Here is a 20,021-nt window from a genome sequence, read left to right on the forward strand (position 1 = left end):
CGACTTGGCATATCGTCGTTTACCAAATCATTTATTCTGGAGCGCCCTCGTTTTATAAACTATTTAATTGTTAAGCTTAACTGATATAGTTATTATACCTAAAAAAAAACCAATTTTCAACAGTGTTTTCCTGTTTTAAAATTGGCGTTTTTTTAGATAAGTTTTTAACATCATTTTTAAGGTTTTTTAGTATATCAAATTATAATTTGAATATTTGGCTTAATATCAACGAATTTTCGAGTACAAAAAATCTTGAAATTTATTAATATAATATATTTTCTTAGTATAAATGAACTCATGTTTTTAAAATTTTTTTATTTGTTTAGTTTTACTAAACACGAACGCAGTAGCATTCACATATTGTTTTCCTAAATTAAATCTAAATCAAATTCTTATTTATCAGGAGTTATTATAATCATACAAGTAATCTACTCTGCTTCCCTTACCAAGTCATACTACAACAAGGCTTGAAAAAATTATCTAACTACACAAACATCAACCCAACATTTAAAGTTTTGAGAAAATTTTTCAAGCTCTTCACAAGTTAGTTCGATAGCTGAATTTGAGCTACCAGCGGCTGGAAATACAGATTCAAATCTTTTCATTGAATTATCAAGATATACATCTACACCATCTTTGATTGCAAATGGGCAAACTCCACCTACTTTATGTCCAACTAGATTTTCAACCTCTTCCATTGTCAGCATCTTTGCCTTGCATGAAAACTGTGCTTTATATGATTTATTGTCTATTTTTGTGTCTCCTGCAGTAACGATTAGAATTGGACCTTCTGAAGTCATAAAGCTAAGCGTTTTGGCTATCCTGGCTTCTTCAGTCCCAACAGCTTTCGCAGCCAACTCCACAGTAGCACTACTAGTTTCAAATTCAATTACATCATTTTCTTTGTTATATTGTCTAAAGTATTCTCTTACATTTGCTATACTCATAATACACCTCAGCACTTTCTTTTATATTCAAATTTTCACTTTTATATTTAAAATATTTTTTTATTGCTATTTAAGCTATTATTTTCTATTTTTCCTAAAATTGTTATTCAAATTATTATTAAAATTATTTCCTTTATATTTATTTAAAATATGAATAATTGCTATTTATTTTTTATAATATATTCTGTTTATTTTTTATAATACATTCTGTTTATATCTTCCAATGAGCTTCCTGCTCTAAATTTATGCTGATAGACCTGCATATCCCACATATTTAATAATATTCCTATGAAGCTCAGTTTTCCATAGTTAAATCTACCATACCCCTTATAATATTTTCTTGATGAGGTGATTATTCTATCATCCAACTTCGTTACAGCTTCAAATTTTTTGGCTCTAATCGAAATATCATAGTCTTCCATTATTGGAATTTCAGCAAATCCATTGAGTTTGGTAAATAACTCTCTTGAAAAAAACATACCTTGATCTCCAAATGCAATTTTTCTATGATTTACCCTGAAATTTGACATAAAGCCACATATTTTCATCAGTAGTCTTGTGTCGTCAAATGCGATTGTAAGACATCCAAAATTAACTCCATTTTCAGAGGCTTTAATTATTGATGATATGCAGTTTTTTTCGATTTTACTGTCGCAATGAAGGAAAAACACAATATCTCCAGAAGATTGTTTGAATCCTTCGTTCATTTGAAATGACCTTCCTTTAGGTGATTTAATATAACTGAATCCATTAGCTTCAATTATTTTTTTTGCATCACCATCATCTGAAGCATCAGAAAAAATCACCTCGTAAATATCATCTGTTTCAAGGAGTATGTCTATTAATTTACTTACATTGCTACCCTCATTATAGATTGGAACGACAACACTAACTTTTTTCATACTTTCACCACTATATTTTTATCACTCGTCTATATATCGTTTAAACCACAAATATCAAGCACCTGATCCAGAAAGCTATAGTCCAGATATTGCTTTAGCTTGTTATACGTAAATTCATTTAATATTGCTTTATCCTCTGAATTATACTCAACCCATGCCATGGCACACCATGTGAGACCCCTTAAACAGTTCAAAATAATATATTTATTTACCTTTTCCTTTAATACCTCAAGTTCATTGTTATTTTCAATGTTATTATTTCCAGTGTTATTATTTAAATATGTCAAATAATCTCTTAAAAAAGCATCAATTTCCTTTTTATTCAAAACTACATCAGTTTTCCAGAAAGATGTCGTCGGCGCCAAAAAATGTCCTAAATCCTGTTCTTTTTCACCCAAGATTGGCTTTTCCCAATCTACCAAAAAACATAAATCTCCGTCAACTAAAAAGTTTGAGGAATTTAATTCGGTGTTTATCATGCATTTGTCGTTAAAATCGTTCGCTTTATCAAGAAAATCTGTTTTTTTAGAACTATTTCCGATATTTTCGATTTCATTTTTTTCCAACATTTCACATTTTTCAAATAGCTTGGATACTTTCTTATCTATATTCACATCAAAGAATTCACTATTTTTGTATTTGTTATACATAGTTTTACACTCATCAATCATTGACGATATCAAATTAGATGGCTTTATTAGATGGTTGTTTTCTGGAATTTTCTCAGAATGTATTTTGGCAAGAACATTTGCAGCAAGCTTCATATCCTCGGAGTATGACATCTGCGTTCCATTTACAAATTCCATGACAAGATAGTCCTTTCGCAAAAGCGTTTTTGTGTCGTCAAAAAAAATTGGTACAGGTGTGACTCCTGTGTTTTTAAGTAGCTCGAGTGAACGATATTCATATTCTATCTGTTTGCTTAAATGCATTTGACTTCCGTAATTAATTCGTAATACAGCATCTTCGGAAATCTGAGAAGAGTTATTGTATACAAAAAGGACGGATATTTTAAAATTATAATTGTATTCGCCATTTGCAAGTTCACAAACATTTACTCTAAATTCATCAAAGCCAAGAGGAAGATTTTTCCCCTTGGCAAGCTTTTCGACAAAATTACGATTATTTATTGACTTTTCTACGTTTTCTTTTGTTAAAATATCAGACATATTACCCCCTAGTACCCAATCGATTTTAGATATTTGATGGTATTTCTGCAATTTTCCATATCATAGTATAAAGATATAATCGAGAGAATATCTTCCTCCTCGTCAATATCAAGAATTTTGCTATTAATGGATGCTACCAAATTATTTTCGTAAACTTTTTTTAATGTACCTCCAAAAACTCCTAATGAGTCTACATTGCTTTCTATATCAAAAATATCTGGGCAAAAGAAATTCATACCTATTAAGCAATATCCATCGTCAAAAGTCGGTGTAATTACAATATCTGATTTTTCAAGCAACTTGAAAGAGTTGTTGATATGCTCAGAATCTATTGATGGTATATCAGCACCTATCAAAATCACACTTTCGTATCCAAGTGAAAATATATCCAAAAACGCATTTGCCATTCTCTCCCAAATATCATCGCCTTTTTGGATTATATATCTATATTTTTCATTAAAAATATGCTTTAGTTCAGTTGAAGTTCCATTTGGCGTATGAAAAATGAATATATCTGCATCCACATTAGATAAAGTTAAATCTATATCCATCAGCATAGATCTGTGTAAATCTGCACATTTATCCTTCGAGATATATTTTTCAAGTCTTGTTTTAGTATGACCTGGTATGGGAAGCCTAGTAAATAAGATAAAAGCTCTTTTCACTTTTCCTACTTCTCTGGACTTAGATTACTTAAATCTATATATTCTTCGTAATCATTATTTTCGCCATCAGTATAATAGTCAGGAACATAATCACTGTAGTCAATGCTTCTGGCTATATCTTTTTCTTCTATTATTTCATCAACATACCTACGAAGCTCTTCTAATTCTTCAATATCAAGATCTTCGATATCTACCTCTAAATCATTTCCAAAGTGATTACTTATAAATGATTTTACCTCTTCCTCGTTGTCTTTTACCAACTTATAACCAACTGCAATAGCTGCAGCACCAGCAATAGCACCTATTAAAATTTTTTTCATAACTAACCTCCTCTGGTCTGTACACAAATTTTACTGACAAAAAGTCTCTCGCAACGTATACCTATATCACTATTATATCAGACTTTTAAAGGTTTTTACAGTGAAAGATTATAACACTCCACACTCATGTAAAAACTCCGTCGGTTTTTCAAACATATACTGTAAATGACTCATACCTTCAACAATCTTTATCTCTCCAGATTTCAATTCCTTAACTTCTGGTAGATTCGCTTTTGACTTGTCCTTCTCACCAAAAATAAATTTAATTTCCGTATCATCTCTATATAATTCAGAAGGTAATCTATATTTGTAGCATGAAAATGCTAATTCCTTCAAAGTTTTGTCATCCATCGTATTATAAACCTTCAAGCAGTATTCCTTGTCAAAGTTATCGAAATATCTATATTTATCAAAATGCTTAAATGCATTAATACCGTTCTTTCTAAAGTCCTTCGCCGTTTTCTTCATCTCGAAATATAAAATCATACCATGTAGCTTACTCTCTTTAAGTGCTGGTGAATCTAACGCTGCCTTGTCGATGTTTAAAGATACATCTTTTAGTATCTCAAAGGCAACAGATGATCCAAATGAAGACCCCAACAGAAAATGAATATGATTTATATTGTTTTCCTTGAGCCATTCTACAATTCTTTCACCTTGTTTTCTAGCTGAAACAAAGTCTGTTTTTGGGTATGAAAGCCCATCTAAATTTGGTACGATTATATAATATTTTTTTTCTAGAATTGGCAATATCGACCTGTAACTAGTTACCCCAGGATAAAAAATACCATGAATAAGTAATGCAACGGGATTTTTAGGATCTCCGTAAGTATCAATCTTCATATATAGCCTCCATTTTTTTGCTTTCCTACAAAATAATATACAACTATAGACATTAATTGTCAATTCAAGTGACGATAATGGTTTTAGAATTTTTTTTCTTGCAAAAATCCAAAAATTTACTCCATTGATTTTTTTTCGAAACGTGCCTCATTGACTATAAAAATACTACTTCCTGTGGAAATAAGAAAAATAAATTTTATAAACTCATTTGAATTAATAAATGTGTTATCTTTCTTCCCAAGAACTATATATTCAACCGATTCATCAAGAGTCTCTTTAATATGCCCTCCCTTATCAATAATATTTTTTTTGATAATATCTACATTTGATTCATTTATTCCATCAAGATATAGATAAAAATTATTTGTATTATCATATATCATACTTGAAAGGCTTTCATCAAATACAAGATTAGGATTATATCCCAAATCGTATGAATTTATCATTTCTTCAAAGGACATCACCTTTATCCTATTATGCTTCAAAATAGATGAATAAATAAGGTAAAATTCATCGTATTTTTGTGAATTTGAGTCGTATATTTTGCCAGCTTCGATATTGGCTTCGATTTCACTATTCAATTCAGATTCAATATTTTTTTCTTTATGCTCGAATGACGAACTATTACATTCAAATACATTTCGGTATACTTGAGTAAAGAAATCTATAGAATCCATATCTACGTTGAAATTTGAGATAAAAAAGCCAGTGTTATCATCAATAGTATTGCTTATATTGCCACCACAATACTCGACGATATCTTCAATTTTTTTTCTATCTCTATCGTTTATGAAATTTGACACAAAGATATTTTCTTCATATAAAATATCTTCAAGGTTTCCAACTGATTCGAGGAAATTTTTCACTCTACTCCAATTCATACCATTAAATTTTTTAATTCTTTTTCGATTCATATTATTCTTCTGCGATGCAATCATTGAATTTATTTTATTATCAAAGCCTTCTCTAAATATAGCCACTGAGTCATCGTTTATAATTTTTTTCAGCTTTTCATAACAAAGATACGTTCTATAGGCATCAGACCTCGCTCTATGAACAATTTTATTGTCAATACCAAACTTATTACATAGATTTACAAGTGAATACTCTGCATTGTCAATAATTAATGCCAATTCAAATGTGTCGACAAATGAACATACAAAATCAATACCGAGAACTCTATTATATGCCTTGTTGAGCAAATTTATATCGTTTGCCATTCCATGTCCTACGATAACATTGTCTTGAATAAAGCTGTGGAATTTTTTTATCACAATCGACTCCTGAATCGCATTATCAATCATTTTATTGTCAATTCCTGTAAGTTTTTCAATAAATGAATCAATATAGAAAATCTTCTTGCCATTTTTTATAGAAAAAGAGCTAACCTTACTTGTATCGTCAATATATCTAAAATCAGGTGGTTTGATCAAGTGATTAAACTCGTCGATTATTTCGTTGTTAACAATTTTTATCGCAGACAATTCAATTATGTAGTTAAATTTTGAATTTCCTGTTGCCTCCAAATCAATTACCACATACTTATTTGGCAAATATGTAGAAAATTTGCTTGGCCCAATTATAAATGACATATTTAAAAATATCCTCCTTAAACTTAAGATACTACTAATATTATAACACTTTCTTCTGTAAATAATCAAAATATGCAATGAATTAGATTTAATATTTTTGTTAATTTTTTTAGATTATGGTATTATATATAATATGGTCGCAGAAAATCTGCATATTATTTTTATGGGAGAATTATTATGTTGGATAAGATGAAAAAATTGGTGTCATCAATTAAAATATTTATAAACTTTTTCAATGTGCCAGATATGTACACAAGAAGTGCCGAAACAGCATTTTACCTAACTATTTCTGTGTTTCCATCACTCATTTTTCTAATTGCTGCCATGGCTTATATTCCAGGTATCAATCTTGTAACCTCTGGAGAATTTTTATTGCAAATCATTCCAGATGACGCATATATGATTATAAATAGCTTGATTGAATCAGCGGTAAAAAATAGAAGCTTTGCCTTGGTAATACTCTCTTTTATTTTAGCAACATGGACATTTTCAAAGGCAGTTAAATCTGTAGTTAAAGGTCAAAATATAGCCTATGGATTTGCAGAGTTAAGAGGTTTCGTAAAGCTAAATACTCTGTGCATATTGTTCGCTATCGGTTTCTTCCTATTGACTTTATTGAGTATTTTCCTGCTGGTATACGGTAAAAAAATAGGATTTTTGATTGAAAAGATTATAAGTGACTATTTTTTATTAGAGCTTATATTCAATGTGATTAGATTTTTTATTCCTGTGATGTATATGATTTATATTTTTACAAGCCTGTTTACACTTGGACCTAGTGTCAGAATGAAGGCCAAACAAGGTTTACCTGGAGCTTGTATTACTACCATGCTTTGGATAGTATTTTCCATTTTGTATTCGTTCTATGCAAATAATTTTAGTGGAATAAATCAAATTTACGGAAGTATTTCGACGATGATAGTCTTGATGACTTGGATTTATTTATGTAGTATGGCAATAACCATCGGCTATAAAATAAATTCCATTATCTTTCTAATTCAAAAGAAGAATTCACTTCAAGAAGCTTTTAAAAACAGCTCGCATACTCCTTTTTAATGAGTAGTATACGAGCTGCTTTTTTTATTTAATGATATTAACTAATTTACTGCGTTGATTTCTCTCAAGAAATACTCTTCTATTTCTGATACTTTCTCGATTGCCATATTATCAACAGAATCTTTTGTTCCTATATATACTTTTATTTTTGGTTCGGTACCTGATGGTCTCAATGCAACCCATGAGCCGTCCTCTAAAACATATTTTAACACATTTGATTTTGTAAAGCCTTCAACACCCTTTTCAAAATCCAATAATTCAACAACTTTTTTGTTGGATATTTCCTTCAAGTTTGAATTTCTCAGATGTGTCATTATTCTAGCTATCTTTTCTCCACCTTCTTTTCCTTCTAGCATTATAGAAATAGTTTTTTCTCTGTAATAGCCGTATTTTTCATAAAGGGATAATAGAGCTTCATACAAAGTCTGTCCTTTACTTCTATAATAAAGTGCCATTTCTGAGATTAATAACGTTGCAACAACACCATCTTTATCTCTACACTGCGTACCAACAAGATATCCATAGCTTTCTTCATAACCCATGATAAATGATTTTGAATTATCTTTTTCGTACTGAGTGATTTTTTCACCCATAAATTTGAACCCTGTCAAAATACTTACAACATCGACATCAAATGATTTTGCTATATCCGCCCCAAATTCAGATGTAACAACTGTTTTTATCATGCAAGCATTTTCTGGCAATCTATTTTTTTCTTTAAGACCAGAAATAATATATTCTGTCAGCAGACCACCAATTTGATTTCCTGTAAGCAATTCTATTTCCCCAGCAGAATTTTTCACTGCCACACCTACTCTATCACAATCAGGATCAGTTGCTATTAAAATATCAGCGTCTTTTTCCTTCAATAATTCAATTCCTCTGGCTAGTGCGACACTTTCTTCAGGGTTTGGAGTTTTTATACCGGCAAAATTTGGATCAGGCATCTCTTCCTCTGGAACTACAAAAGCATTTTCAAATCCACAATCTTTGAGAACTCTTAGTACAGGAACTCTACCAGTACCACAAAGAGGTGTGTAGATCACTTTAAAATCACTCGAAAATTGATTGATTACATCATCTCTTATTATGTTTGCTTTAACTGCTTCTAAAAATTTATCATCTATATCTGAACCCAATAGTACCATAAGGTCTGAACAGTTTTTCTCTTCGTATTTTGGAATTTCAGAAAAATCGTTGATATTGTCGATTTCATTCAGAATTGCCTTTGCTACATCTGGCATAACCTGAGCACCATTTTCACCGTATACCTTATAACCGTTATATTTTGGTGGATTATGGCTAGCTGTAATAACGATTCCACCTACACAGTTTAAATTTCTTACAGAAAATGACAACATCGGAGTCGTTCTCAAATCATTGAAATAATAAACCTTCAATCCCGTAGCTGCAATTGTTTGAGCTGCTACCATGCAAAATTCTCTTGACATATTTCTATTGTCGTGAGCAATTACTATACCCCTACTCTTCGCATCGGAATAGTGCTTTGAAAAATATTTTGCCAATCCATATGATGCCTTTCTAACAACGTATTCATTCATTCTATTGGTACCAGCTTCAACTATTCCTCTTAATCCAGCTGTACCAAATTCTAATTCTCTATAAAATCTGTCCTCTATTTCCTTGTCATTATCTTTGATAGATAATAGCTCCTGTTTTGTTTTTTCGTCAAAATATGGAGAATTTAACCACTCGTTATATTTTTCCATGTAACCCATAAAATCACCACCTATTAATAATTGATTAATTAAATCAATTATAACATATCTTTTTAATTATATGTGAAAATACTCATAAAAAATAATATCTAAATATTCAATGATTTAAATAAAAAGCTCTTGCTGGTAGTCTTGTTAAACTACTTGCAAGAGCATATTTCCACACAAGATTTGCACGTTGTCTGCATCTCTATCGTCAGTACCTCAGTCGTTTTTCCATATCTATAAACCACAAATTTATCTTTTGGATTTGAGTATTTTCCCTCTGGATAAACCTCTAGTAAGTGATAAAAAGGTGTTTTTGTATCTAAAAAATACGTAAATTCATCAGTTGGAAAATACAGTATTATATCGACATTTCTTTCATAATCCTTTACTGAATCAAGTATGTTTCCAACCACTTTGTAAAAAACCTTCGCAGAAAATGGATTATAAAAATAAAATACATTTTCAAAACTCGAAATCGCATATTTTTCTGCACTTGAATTAACAAAGAAAATTTTTTTAGCCTTCTCTGTATATTTTTCTCCATAACTGGCTAGATTTTCCAAGCATTTTTTATGATATTCTGTTCGAACCTCTACTCCAGTACATCCAACATCAAAAAAATAATTTACTATAAATGAAAACCTGCCTTTTCCAGAACCAAAATCCACAAAATGAGGATTCTCAAGTGGGGTGTATTTTTTAAACAATTTTATAATTGAATTATAAGGAGTTGGTTCATAGGACGTTTCAAATGAACCATTCCCACTGTACTCAAATTTTGAGGTATCTATTCTTAATAAGTTTTCAAAGTAAGATTCATTCATATAATGCCTCTTTCCTCTAATTATCGAGTGTATTTCTAATAATTTCTAATAATTTTTAGCAATTGCTAATAAATAAATATCAATAAAATATTCAAAAAACAAATATTTTAAATAAATTTAATTTTATTTATTTGAATTATTTTATAGCAGCTTCTGTCTTATTAGATATATTGTAGACAGAATGACTACTAGCATAGTAAGTATTACGACCCACCAAAATCCCATTGGTGATTCTGCAAAAGGAATTCCCCCTACGTTCATGCCCCAAAGACCTGATATAATCGTTGGCACTGCCATGATAATAGTAACGATTGTCAAATATGTCATGACATTATTCTGATTATTACTTATAATTGCACTAAATGCATCCATAATTCGACTCAAGATATCTCCATAAATCTTTGACATCTGTAGGGCTTGTTTGTTTTCAATAATTACATCTTCTAACAAGTCCTGATCTTCCAGATATTGCTTTACGATATTTTGTTTCAAAAGTCTATCTAGCGTCGCTTCATTTGCAGTAAGTGAGGTTGAAAAATATACCAGAGATTTTTCAAGCTGCAATAACTGAAGCAATTCTTTGTTTTTCATGGATTTATAGATTTCCTGCTCTATGTCATTGGTAGTCTTGTTGATTCTTCGCAAATACAACAAGTAATAATTTGCATTTCTGTATAATACCTGAAGGATAAATCTAGTTCTCATAAAGGTGTAGAAATCCTTGACATGTCCAACTATAAAGTCATTCATTATTCTCGTTTGTTTTGAGCATATCGTTATTATGCTATCCTTTGCAAGTATAATGCCAAGTGGGATAGTTATATAGTTTGAAGTTCTGGAGTCAGACATATCGAAAGGTATATCAATCAATATTAATGTGTAGTCCTCATCATATTCAATACGAGAGCTTTCCTCATCGTCTAATGCAGCAGTAATTACATCCCTGTCCAATTCTAAAAGCTCACATATTTCATCTATTTCATTAGAAGTGGGTTCGGTAAGATTTATCCAACAACTCCGTTCGTATTCATTTAACTTTTCAAGCTTTAAGTTTATTGATTTGTAGTATCTTATCATCTTACCCCTCCTTCCAATTATCTATACGTCAATATTCTCTACCTCACCTTGATCAACAGCCATTCTGGTTTCTCTACCTAGAAAATAAACAGTGACATCTTCTTCTACATCTAATATATACAAAGGCTCAACATCTTCCTTTATTACCTCATATTTCAATGGTTCTATATCAAAATCTGAAATAAGTAAATGATCGCTGATAAAGTCTAGATTTCTTATCTCATATACGAGCTGCTGTGTGTTTTCATAGTTTATATTAGCCAAGGATTTGAACATTTCAAAGGACTTTCTGAAATAAAAGGCTGCCAAGAAATATTCACATCTTTTATTGCCTTTGTCAGCTCCCATTTTTAAATATTTTTCTGCATTGTCATATTCGTAGTTTCTCAACAATAGCTGGGCAAGATTGTACATTGATTCCGTACAATTTAGCTTTATTGCTTTTTCATAATACTCAATTGCTTTTTTTGTATCGTTGAAAAAATTATCGTACATAACTCCTATAGTATTTAAGGCGTATATATTTTCCAGCTCGGCAGGATCTGTTAGGTATTTTAATGCCTCCTCATATGCTCCAATTGTAAACAGTAGTTTTCCAACGTGCATTTTCGCAATATCGTGACCGTACTCAGATGCTATTTTGTAATACCTTAATGCTCCCTTTTCATTTCCAAGCTTTTCGTAAATTGTACCAAGTTTAAAGCAGGATTCAATATCGCCATTATCCGCAGCTTTCTTGTACCAGGTAGTCATGTTTTCAATATCATTCTTTTTCTCGTACATATTTGCCAGCTTTATCTGACTGGTGATGTTACTCGGCATCATTTTATAATAGTGAATTGCCAAATCATAGTCCTTTAGAACTCTACACAAATCCCCCATATTTTCTGAAGAATTGTAACAACCGTCGTCAATGGCTTGCTTAAAATAAATCCCAGCTTCTTTCAAGTTGTTGTCTTCAAAATATATTCCTGCTAGATTATTTTTTGCTTCCTTTATGCCATCATCTGCTGCCTGCTTATAGTAAACTCTGGCATTGTCTGTGTCGTTATTTCTATTGTACAAATTCGCCAATCTATATTTTGAAAGTGTGTGATTCTGAGCAATTGCCAGCTCATAATAATGAATCGCATCAGACTCCTTTTTCATCTTGTCAAGCAAATAAGCCAATCTGTACTGTGCTATTGGGTTTCCAGCATCAGCGGCTACCGTATATGTTTTTTCTGCTTCTAAATAGTTTTCAGACAACTCATACAGCAGTCCCAAATTTATACAAGCATTGATATTTTTCTTTTTTATCAATTTTTTAAACAGTTCAATAGACCTATTAAAGTTACCTTCTTCCATTTCGATAACAGCCATATTGTAGGTTGCATCCTCATCATTGAGTGCAACACCTTTTTCGTACATTATCTTGGATTGTTCTTCGTTTCCAAGCTCGCTATACAATAGACCGAGGTTGAAGAACGATTTGGCAAAGCCTTCATCTGCTGCCGAAGCCAACATTTGTTCAGCCATATCATAATCTTCCAATATATAATAAATTACACCCATATTGTTTTTTGCTGATAATATTCCCTTTTCAGCAGCTTTTTCGTACCAATATAAAGACGTATCATATATTTCATTGTTATAGTACATATTTCCTAAATTAAAAGCTGCATAGTCGATTCCACTATTAAACGCAGACTTATACCAGTTCTCTGCATTTTCAAGCTCGCCTTCGCTATCATATAATTGTCCAAGTATTAGTTGGGCCCTATCATATCCAGCTTCCGCAGCATCTATGAATTTTTCAACAGCCAGTTCAGACTTACCAATTTTTTCATAAAAATTTCCCTTTAGATAATCCATTTTGGGATTCTGCGGCATATGAGTCACCTCCTGTTTTAATCTTTGCATAGCATTCCTTATATCATTATATATTATTTAAAAACTTATGTAAAGTGCGTAATAATTTTGATATTTCCTTTTTTTTGTTATAAAATGTATATATAAATACACAAATTTAAAAAGAGGTGATATTCTATGAAAAATGAAGATGTTAGATTGCGAGAACTGTTTTTCATTTTTTTCAAGATAAATATGTTCACTTTCGGTGGTGGATATACAATTGTACCTGTCATTATCGATGAATTTTCAAAGAAAAAGGATTTGATTGCTGAAGAAGAAATGATTGATATAGTTGCAATAGCGCAATCTGGACCAGGTCCAATGGCAATAAATACGTCGATTTTGGCTGGATATAGAATGAGAGGAATGTGTGGGGCATTTACTTGCTTATTTGCATCAGTATTGCCTTGTCTGATTGTAATTTCATTATTGTACTATGTTTACTCAAGTGTTATTCACATAAAGCTGATTCAAACCATTATGGAGTGTATGGCAGGTGCGATGAGTGCAATTTTGGGATTTACTGTTTTCAATATGTCGAAAAAAGCCTTGTCAAAGCATAGAAAGTTCGGTGCAAGCCTTCTAATTGTATCTATTTTGCTGGCCTTTTTTACAAAGATATCAACTGTTCTGATAATATTGTTTGCCGGTTTGATTGGATTAATAGTATTTTCAATTGTTGAGGAGGATAAAATATGCTAGATTTACTGATGAAATTATACATTAACTTTTTGGCAATTGGCTCCTTCGCATTTGGTGGTGGATATGCTGTAATTCCTCTTATAAAAAAATATATTGTAGATAATACACATTGGTTGACAATCAAGGAACTAAACGATTTAATCTCACTTTCTCAGATTACGCCGGGTCCTATTGCGATTAATTCAGCAACATTTATTGGTGTTAAGGTCGCTGGTATTCCAGGTGGAATTATTGCCACAATTGCAGAGGTTACTACTAGCTGTATTTTAATGCTGATTCTCGGAAAACTCATATTTAGTGGAAGAAAAATAAAGGCAATAGACTATATATTAAATGGACTTAAGCCAGCGATTTGTGGTCTTATTTTTGTTACAACACTAGATTTATTCACTTCGTCTATATTTAAAAATTCAAAGTTTGATGATATAAACAATTTGACCAGCATTATCGCCTTATCAAATTTGAAAATTGTTGGAGTGATTGGATTTTGTGTGGGAATATTTCTCCTTAGAAAAAAAGATTTTGGCGTTATAAAAATTATTGCAGTAACGGCTGTAATAGGACTTTTAGCAGGATTAATACTAAGATAATGGAAATAGAATAAGAAGAGGCTCAACCACTCATTTTTCAAAATGAATGACACAAGCCCCTTCTTTATATCCAATATCTTAGTATTTTTTTATATCCAATGCTTTATAGGATATAGCATTCATCAACTGTCTTATAGTTAGACTGTCGGAAATAGTGAATAATATATTGAAACCAGATTCGTCGCCTGATTTGCAACAGAATCCACTCTTACGTCGCCATTAATTCTTTTAAAATAGAACTTATATCCATATGTGATCTTTTTACCTGAGCCAAAATCGCCCTTATAGGCTTCAAACTTTAGTATATCACTCTTTATTTCCTTATCAAGGGTATTGAATGATAGATTGAAATCTATTTTATCATTAGATCTCAGCGACTCAATAATCATCTCTGTCATAGCCAAATATCCTGCATATTTAAATCTGATATCCGGATTGTTTATACACGATAGATATGCATAAAACGACGCCTCATCCTCTCTTGCCACACCTCTCTGATATGCCATGTATTTGCAAAGTATAAACGGCATATATTCTTTTGGTATAGATGTATTGATAACAATTTCATTCATAAGCATAGAATACGTTCCATCCAATCCAAAATAATTTAACATATCATTGGATAGTGATTCCTTTGGTCTTGAGTATTTACCTGAAAGTTTTGGAAAAGCCTCAGATATAACATTGTATCCAACCTCTGCCTGCAAATACATTTCATCCAAGTTATCAAAATATTTTTTTTCTGAGCTTACAAACACCTTTTTTGACTCCGATGCTTTCTCAGATAGTTGTTTAAACAAATCCATTCTTTTGGAGCTGTCGATATTCACATTCACATTTGTCGAGAATCTCGTATTGTATTTCTGAACTAATTCGTCACCGAGAGTTGGTGTCTGATAATTCAAGCCGAATACAACAATATATATGAATAATAAGATGCTGAAAATGTTAAACGTTCCCCAAAACAATCTAGCTACATACACAATCCATTTTTTTGGCGAGAACAAGTTTCTAATAAAGTTGATAAACACAATTAGCAACATTATGACGATAATTATAAGGATGATCTCACTTATCGGAAGAGCAGTTTTGTTGCTAGTAACACTCATTTTTTCTCTAACAAATTTATTTATCAATTCTGTGTAAACAAAAGCATTTATGCCCTTGTATTTTGCCGATAATCCCAACAATATTGCAGATATTATCGCCAATAACACAGTCCATATTCTAAATTTAAACAATACAATCACCTCCATGGCAATAGTATTATACCATAAATATTATGATTATTAAAGAAGAAGGATAATTTTGTTATTTATAATAAACTATACGAATTAATAATAAACTATACTAATTTATAATAAAGTATTCGAATTTACTATAATAACATAAACTAACTGTCCTTATTTTTTAGCAAATAATATTTCCTGAAAATGCCAAGGTCTTCATTTGCTCCGTCGAGAATTCTCCCCTGATAGACGATCTTTCCTTTCTTTTTATCAAATATGGTTATTATATCGAAATAAACATAGCTATTATGCAAGTTTTGAGGATTTTGCCCTAAACTTTCGTCTTTTATTGCGTGCATTCTATTATTTGATATACAAACTAGATAGTCGTCAATTGTCATCACCATCTTCTTATCCATATAATTTTGAATACTGTATTTAAAACCGTAGTCATCAATCATATACTCGTTACTGTTATAGTATTTTTTGTTCATCTCCTTGACCTTCAAATTGCTATCTGATATTTTATACGAGAAATCATTGAATACTATTTCAGTATTTTTGTTCGACAAAACTATAAACTCTCCGTCCTTTAAGGAAACTTCTAGCAAATTGAGAAAGTTGTCGTTATTGATAACAGCCAAAGTAAGTTTTTTCTCTTTATCATCATATTTTTTTTCAAGAAATCCATTACGAATCTGAATAGTATCAAAAAACTTCAGGTAGTTTTCTTCTTTTTTCTTGTCAATTTTTCCAATTTCTTCAGTAGTGATTTTGGTAGTTTTATTATCTACTGTAAATACTTGCTTTATACTATTCGACTTTGAAAAGATAAAAGTCTTTTCAGATGTTGTGACAGCAAAGATATCGTCTTTCTCATTATATTTCCTTCTGTAATTCAATAATTCTTTTTCAGAATATGATTTTTTTTCAAGATCATACTCAATAAAGAATATATTTCTACTATACTCCTTTTTCTCCAAAGCTTCTTTATCGTATTCATTACTATACTCAAAATCATTTACGCTTACAACAAGACTCAATTTATTTCCATCGACACTGTAGTCAAGAACCTCTGATGTATACCTCTTGGGATTGATTGACTTATAAAGCTTTGAGTTACTATCCAAATCTATTTTTTTTAGATCTATTCCATCATAATAACCATTACTAAATAAAGAAATTGTCACCTTTTTTTCTTCGGTATTTTTTTCTATAAGGAATTTGCTATTTGATGTAATTATTTTATCCGCATTCGTACTTCCATCTGAAAGCTTCTCTAACGAATCATCAAGCTTTATCTCGTATTTTTCCTTATCATTTAGCTTTATAAAATCTTTTCCATACTCCAATTTAAAATCCTTGGGCTTAGATGAGCAAAGCTGAAGCGAATTTATTGAGTATGTTTTTTTTCCTCTCATTTCATAGATAGTTGGGTTGTATTTTATATTTCTATCCTTTGAAAGTTCAAGAGCATCATCAACATTTACATGAATTAGTTTCACCTCATCTAATATCCTTTCGTCACCCTTTATTGTATCGACTACTATCTCGTTGGAAGCCGATGAAATTTTTGCTGACACAAATATAAAGGTTGCTATAAGTGAAATGATTATCGCATAGCCTAAATATGCTTTATTTTTCATCTAAATTCCTCCCCTCACTCTATTTTTCGTCATAATACAGTCTACGAAAAATAATACAGCAGCAATTGCTAAAACTAAAGAATTTATCAGAGCTTCATTATTATAAAAGAATCTAAACCCAATGTCTTCAGTCAAAACTATTAAACCACCCATTATTGCACAGAAGAACAATAACAGCAAGCAAAATAAAATCTTGTTTTTAAATGCACTCTTGTTTTCATTTATGTAAACAATGCTTGTGATTGTCTGCGTGTAGACTACGCTCGCAAACATAATCACAAATGTAACGATCATAACCCTAGAAAAGTCTGTCGGGAAAAAAGTATTGTAGTTGACCTTTGATAACAACGCCAGACTAGAGTTATATGTGTTTTTATACACTTGACCCAATACAAAGTTTATAGCAATAGCCGAAATATTCATCAGAACTTGAAACAATAGGTACAAGCTAAAGCCACACAGTATTTTTGAAATTTTAAGCTTTGCTATTTTAACTGGCATTAAATACTCAATATAGAAGCTTTTGTTTTTCTTTTTGTAGCTTCTTGCTACTATATCTATCGACATCAACACGCAAAATAGGCTACCACCGTAATAATATATCAAAACAAATGAAATAGATCCAATCTTTTGATAATCAATAGTGTTGACCGCATATTGCTCCAATAATATTTTCAAAGACTCTGGAGTTGAAGTATTATTAACAAAAATATTTACAATATTCCTAAATTCACCAATAGGTAATTCATAAAATATCGGTAAATATACACTCGATACCATAAAAATGTTGAACATCAAAACGGCTACTAGTACAGCAAATATCTTATTTTTATTTTTCATTAATTCGTAATAATAAAGCTTCATTATCTCATTCATATTATTACCCCCTACTAAAAATCCAGTTTATTATTGTAGAAATACATTGAATAAAACGAATATCCAATCAATAAAGCTATCGAGTTTATTAGGCTCAACCTACTGAAAGGCTCAACCAATACTACCAAGCCATAATATATTATTTTCGTCAAATCTAACACTGGAGAAAAGACGATGGCAAATAATATTATTATAAACAATACTATTAGGAACTTTTTTCCAAATCTATAAACATTTATCATCATAAACATTAAAAATGCAACCAAGGCTGGTATTGTTACCAATATTCTGTATGCAAAATCTTCAAGCACGAAAAAAATTGTATTGTAATTTTTTATTCGCATAACAAAATCGCCAAAGTTTGAAACATCATCAAATAATGTAAATTGATAAAATGCCCCATATTGTGCCAAAAGATGCATCAAATATTTAAAGTAAATAAACAAGCATAAGTATGCAACGATATATTGTATTATCATAAAGGCAGTAACTTCCAAAAAGAATATAATACAATGGTATTCCCTTCTGACAGGAAGCTGAATCATTATATATGTCGATCCGTCATCGTTGTACAATCTATTATAGCTTGCTATAATAATAAACAAAATACAAAGAAATACAAGTATGAATGGTACCAAACCAATTAAAAAACTTGGCATAATAAGTTGACCGACATTCTTCTCATTTGCAAGCGACTCACTCTTTGCCAAAAAATTTTGCATATTGTGATTTGAAATAAGACATATAATAAGGGTTGACATCCCTGAAATTAAAAACCCCAGCATAGATGCAAATGCCAGCAAAGCTTTATCTCTTTTAAGGTTAATTGCAATAAGCTTATAGAAGTTACTCATTTAAAGTCACCTCTCTCAATTTTTGAAGTATCGATTTGCCCTCTAAATATCTCATTTCTTCTGCGTCAAAGCTGCTGACAATCCTTCCATCACTTAAAATGAATACATGGTCAACAATTGATTCTATTTCACTTATTTCATGAGTAGTGAATACAACTGATTGGTTTTCGTTCATATATTTTGCTATTAAGCTTACAAACTCTTCCCTTTTGAATATATCTATCCCACTAAAAGGCTCGTCGAGAAGTATATACTTCAAATCAAGTGAAAAAGCGAGCATTAATTTGACTTTAGCGATATTTCCCCTTGAAAGATTGTCAATAATATCCTCTCTTTTTATATTGAAAAACTCCATCATATCCTCTGCCTTTTCATCATTCCAGCTCGGATAGAAATCCTTGTAAAACGATATCATTTGTCCTACTGTAAATCCTGGAAAATGTGTCTCCGTATCAGGAACAAAGATTAAATGACTATTTACAAATCTGTTGATTGGCTTGTCATCAATGATTATTGAGCCAGAATTTGGTTTTATTATACCTGCCAAGCATTTTAACAAAGTCGATTTACCAGCACCATTAATACCTAAAATAGCAGTAATCTTGCCCTCAGCTATATTTAAGCTAACGTTATCCAGCGCATAATCGACGTATTTTCTTTTATTTATCAATGGCTTTTTATATTTTTTCGTCAAGTTTTTTACTTGTATCATCTATCTCTCCCCCTTCATATATTTCATCAAAATTGTCATAATAATAATCTATTAATTGAATCACTTCTTTCTTTTCTGTATTTATTGATTTCATTGTTCTAATAAAATCGATTACTGGTTCTTTAATATACTGTTTCTTCAATTCCGAAATTACAGAAAGATCACTAGTAATTTTACTGAGTCTATTCTTTTCCGTACATATTAATCCAATATCCTCCATATATGAATATGCCTTTTGAACTGTATTTAGATTTACCTTAAGCTCAGCTGCCAACTCTCTTCTCGAAGGAATTACGTCACCACATACAAGCTTGCCTACAAAAACCATCGCTTCAAAGTTTTTAGTTATTTGTAAATATATAGGTGAATTATTATTAAATATGATTGATTTATACAA

At 31.0% G+C, this 20,021-nt stretch carries 20 protein-coding genes; 3 read left to right on the forward strand and 17 right to left on the reverse strand.

What is annotated here, in order from left to right:
- Positions 1-476: 476 nt before the first annotated feature.
- The 7 genes from FYJ71_RS03850 to FYJ71_RS03880 all read right to left on the reverse strand — a co-directional run bounded on the left by FYJ71_RS03850 (position 477) and on the right by FYJ71_RS03880 (position 6,438).
- Positions 477-947, reverse strand: coding sequence for a YbaK/EbsC family protein (locus tag FYJ71_RS03850; RefSeq protein WP_154537461.1), 471 nt, complete (start codon positions 945-947; stop codon positions 477-479).
- A 188-nt stretch (positions 948-1,135) separates the two neighbouring features.
- A complete protein-coding gene (locus FYJ71_RS03855; protein ID WP_154537462.1) occupies positions 1,136-1,849 on the reverse strand; it encodes a TIGR04283 family arsenosugar biosynthesis glycosyltransferase in 714 nt (237 codons plus the stop codon).
- 29 nt (positions 1,850-1,878) lie between these two features.
- Entirely contained in the window at positions 1,879-3,018 is a 1,140-nt protein-coding gene (locus FYJ71_RS03860) for a phosphotransferase (protein ID WP_154537463.1), read from the reverse strand.
- Positions 3,019-3,026: 8 nt separating this feature from the next.
- The gene (locus FYJ71_RS03865) at positions 3,027-3,683 is read right to left on the reverse strand and encodes a TIGR04282 family arsenosugar biosynthesis glycosyltransferase (protein ID WP_154537464.1); all 657 of its coding nucleotides are present in this window, start codon (positions 3,681-3,683) and stop codon (positions 3,027-3,029) included.
- Positions 3,684-3,688: 5 nt separating this feature from the next.
- On the reverse strand, positions 3,689-4,003 hold the full coding sequence (locus tag FYJ71_RS03870) for a hypothetical protein (protein WP_154537465.1): 315 nt from the start codon (positions 4,001-4,003) through the stop codon (positions 3,689-3,691).
- A 108-nt stretch (positions 4,004-4,111) separates the two neighbouring features.
- On the reverse strand, positions 4,112-4,846 hold the full coding sequence (locus tag FYJ71_RS03875) for an alpha/beta fold hydrolase (RefSeq protein WP_154537466.1): 735 nt from the start codon (positions 4,844-4,846) through the stop codon (positions 4,112-4,114).
- 116 nt (positions 4,847-4,962) lie between these two features.
- Positions 4,963-6,438, reverse strand: a complete 1,476-nt coding sequence (locus FYJ71_RS03880; protein ID WP_154537467.1) for a 3'-5' exonuclease — start codon at positions 6,436-6,438, stop codon at positions 4,963-4,965.
- A gap of 177 nt (positions 6,439-6,615) precedes the next feature.
- Here FYJ71_RS03880 and FYJ71_RS03885 point away from each other — a divergent pair, with 177 nt between their 5' ends.
- Entirely contained in the window at positions 6,616-7,494 is an 879-nt protein-coding gene (locus FYJ71_RS03885; RefSeq protein WP_154537468.1) for a YihY/virulence factor BrkB family protein, read from the forward strand.
- Positions 7,495-7,535: 41 nt separating this feature from the next.
- Here the strand turns inward: FYJ71_RS03885 and FYJ71_RS03890 are convergent, their stop codons facing one another.
- The 4 genes from FYJ71_RS03890 to FYJ71_RS03905 form a co-directional block, all read right to left on the reverse strand.
- A complete protein-coding gene (locus tag FYJ71_RS03890) occupies positions 7,536-9,233 on the reverse strand; it encodes a phospho-sugar mutase (protein ID WP_154537469.1) in 1,698 nt (565 codons plus the stop codon).
- Positions 9,234-9,373: 140 nt separating this feature from the next.
- The gene (locus FYJ71_RS03895) at positions 9,374-10,045 is read right to left on the reverse strand and encodes a class I SAM-dependent methyltransferase (RefSeq protein WP_154537470.1); all 672 of its coding nucleotides are present in this window, start codon (positions 10,043-10,045) and stop codon (positions 9,374-9,376) included.
- Positions 10,046-10,186: 141 nt separating this feature from the next.
- Complete coding sequence (locus tag FYJ71_RS03900) at positions 10,187-11,122, reverse strand: magnesium transporter CorA family protein (protein ID WP_154537471.1); 936 nt, start codon at positions 11,120-11,122, stop codon at positions 10,187-10,189.
- 21 nt (positions 11,123-11,143) lie between these two features.
- Positions 11,144-12,994, reverse strand: coding sequence for an SEL1-like repeat protein (locus tag FYJ71_RS03905; protein WP_154537472.1), 1,851 nt, complete (start codon positions 12,992-12,994; stop codon positions 11,144-11,146).
- 156 nt (positions 12,995-13,150) lie between these two features.
- On the opposite strand from FYJ71_RS03905, the gene FYJ71_RS03910 reads away from it, so the two are divergent.
- Positions 13,151-13,717, forward strand: a complete 567-nt coding sequence (locus FYJ71_RS03910) for a chromate transporter (protein WP_154537473.1) — start codon at positions 13,151-13,153, stop codon at positions 13,715-13,717.
- Positions 13,711-14,307 (forward strand): chromate transporter, encoded by a 597-nt coding sequence (locus FYJ71_RS03915; RefSeq protein WP_235899052.1) that lies wholly within the window; start codon positions 13,711-13,713, stop codon positions 14,305-14,307. The genes FYJ71_RS03910 and FYJ71_RS03915 overlap by 7 nt, the downstream gene beginning before the upstream one ends.
- 137 nt (positions 14,308-14,444) lie before the next feature.
- On the opposite strand, the gene FYJ71_RS03920 is transcribed toward FYJ71_RS03915, so the two are convergent.
- The 6 genes from FYJ71_RS03920 to FYJ71_RS03945 form a co-directional block, all read right to left on the reverse strand.
- The gene (locus FYJ71_RS03920) at positions 14,445-15,548 is read right to left on the reverse strand and encodes a DUF3810 family protein (RefSeq protein WP_195836886.1); all 1,104 of its coding nucleotides are present in this window, start codon (positions 15,546-15,548) and stop codon (positions 14,445-14,447) included.
- Positions 15,549-15,700: 152 nt separating this feature from the next.
- A complete protein-coding gene (locus FYJ71_RS03925; protein ID WP_154537475.1) occupies positions 15,701-17,182 on the reverse strand; it encodes a hypothetical protein in 1,482 nt (493 codons plus the stop codon).
- Positions 17,183-18,058, reverse strand: coding sequence for a hypothetical protein (locus tag FYJ71_RS03930; protein WP_154537476.1), 876 nt, complete (start codon positions 18,056-18,058; stop codon positions 17,183-17,185).
- A gap of 14 nt (positions 18,059-18,072) precedes the next feature.
- On the reverse strand, positions 18,073-18,912 hold the full coding sequence (locus tag FYJ71_RS03935; protein WP_154537477.1) for a hypothetical protein: 840 nt from the start codon (positions 18,910-18,912) through the stop codon (positions 18,073-18,075).
- The gene (locus tag FYJ71_RS03940) at positions 18,905-19,624 is read right to left on the reverse strand and encodes an ABC transporter ATP-binding protein (RefSeq protein WP_154537478.1); all 720 of its coding nucleotides are present in this window, start codon (positions 19,622-19,624) and stop codon (positions 18,905-18,907) included. Before FYJ71_RS03940 ends, FYJ71_RS03935 begins: the two co-directional genes overlap by 8 nt.
- Positions 19,590-20,021: a GntR family transcriptional regulator gene (locus tag FYJ71_RS03945; RefSeq protein ID WP_235899053.1), complete on the reverse strand. Its 432-nt coding sequence runs from the start codon at positions 20,019-20,021 to the stop codon at positions 19,590-19,592. The genes FYJ71_RS03940 and FYJ71_RS03945 overlap by 35 nt, the downstream gene beginning before the upstream one ends.

It is taken from the genome of Peptostreptococcus porci, from assembly GCF_009695815.1.
GTDB lineage: Bacteria > Bacillota > Clostridia > Peptostreptococcales > Peptostreptococcaceae > Peptostreptococcus > Peptostreptococcus porci.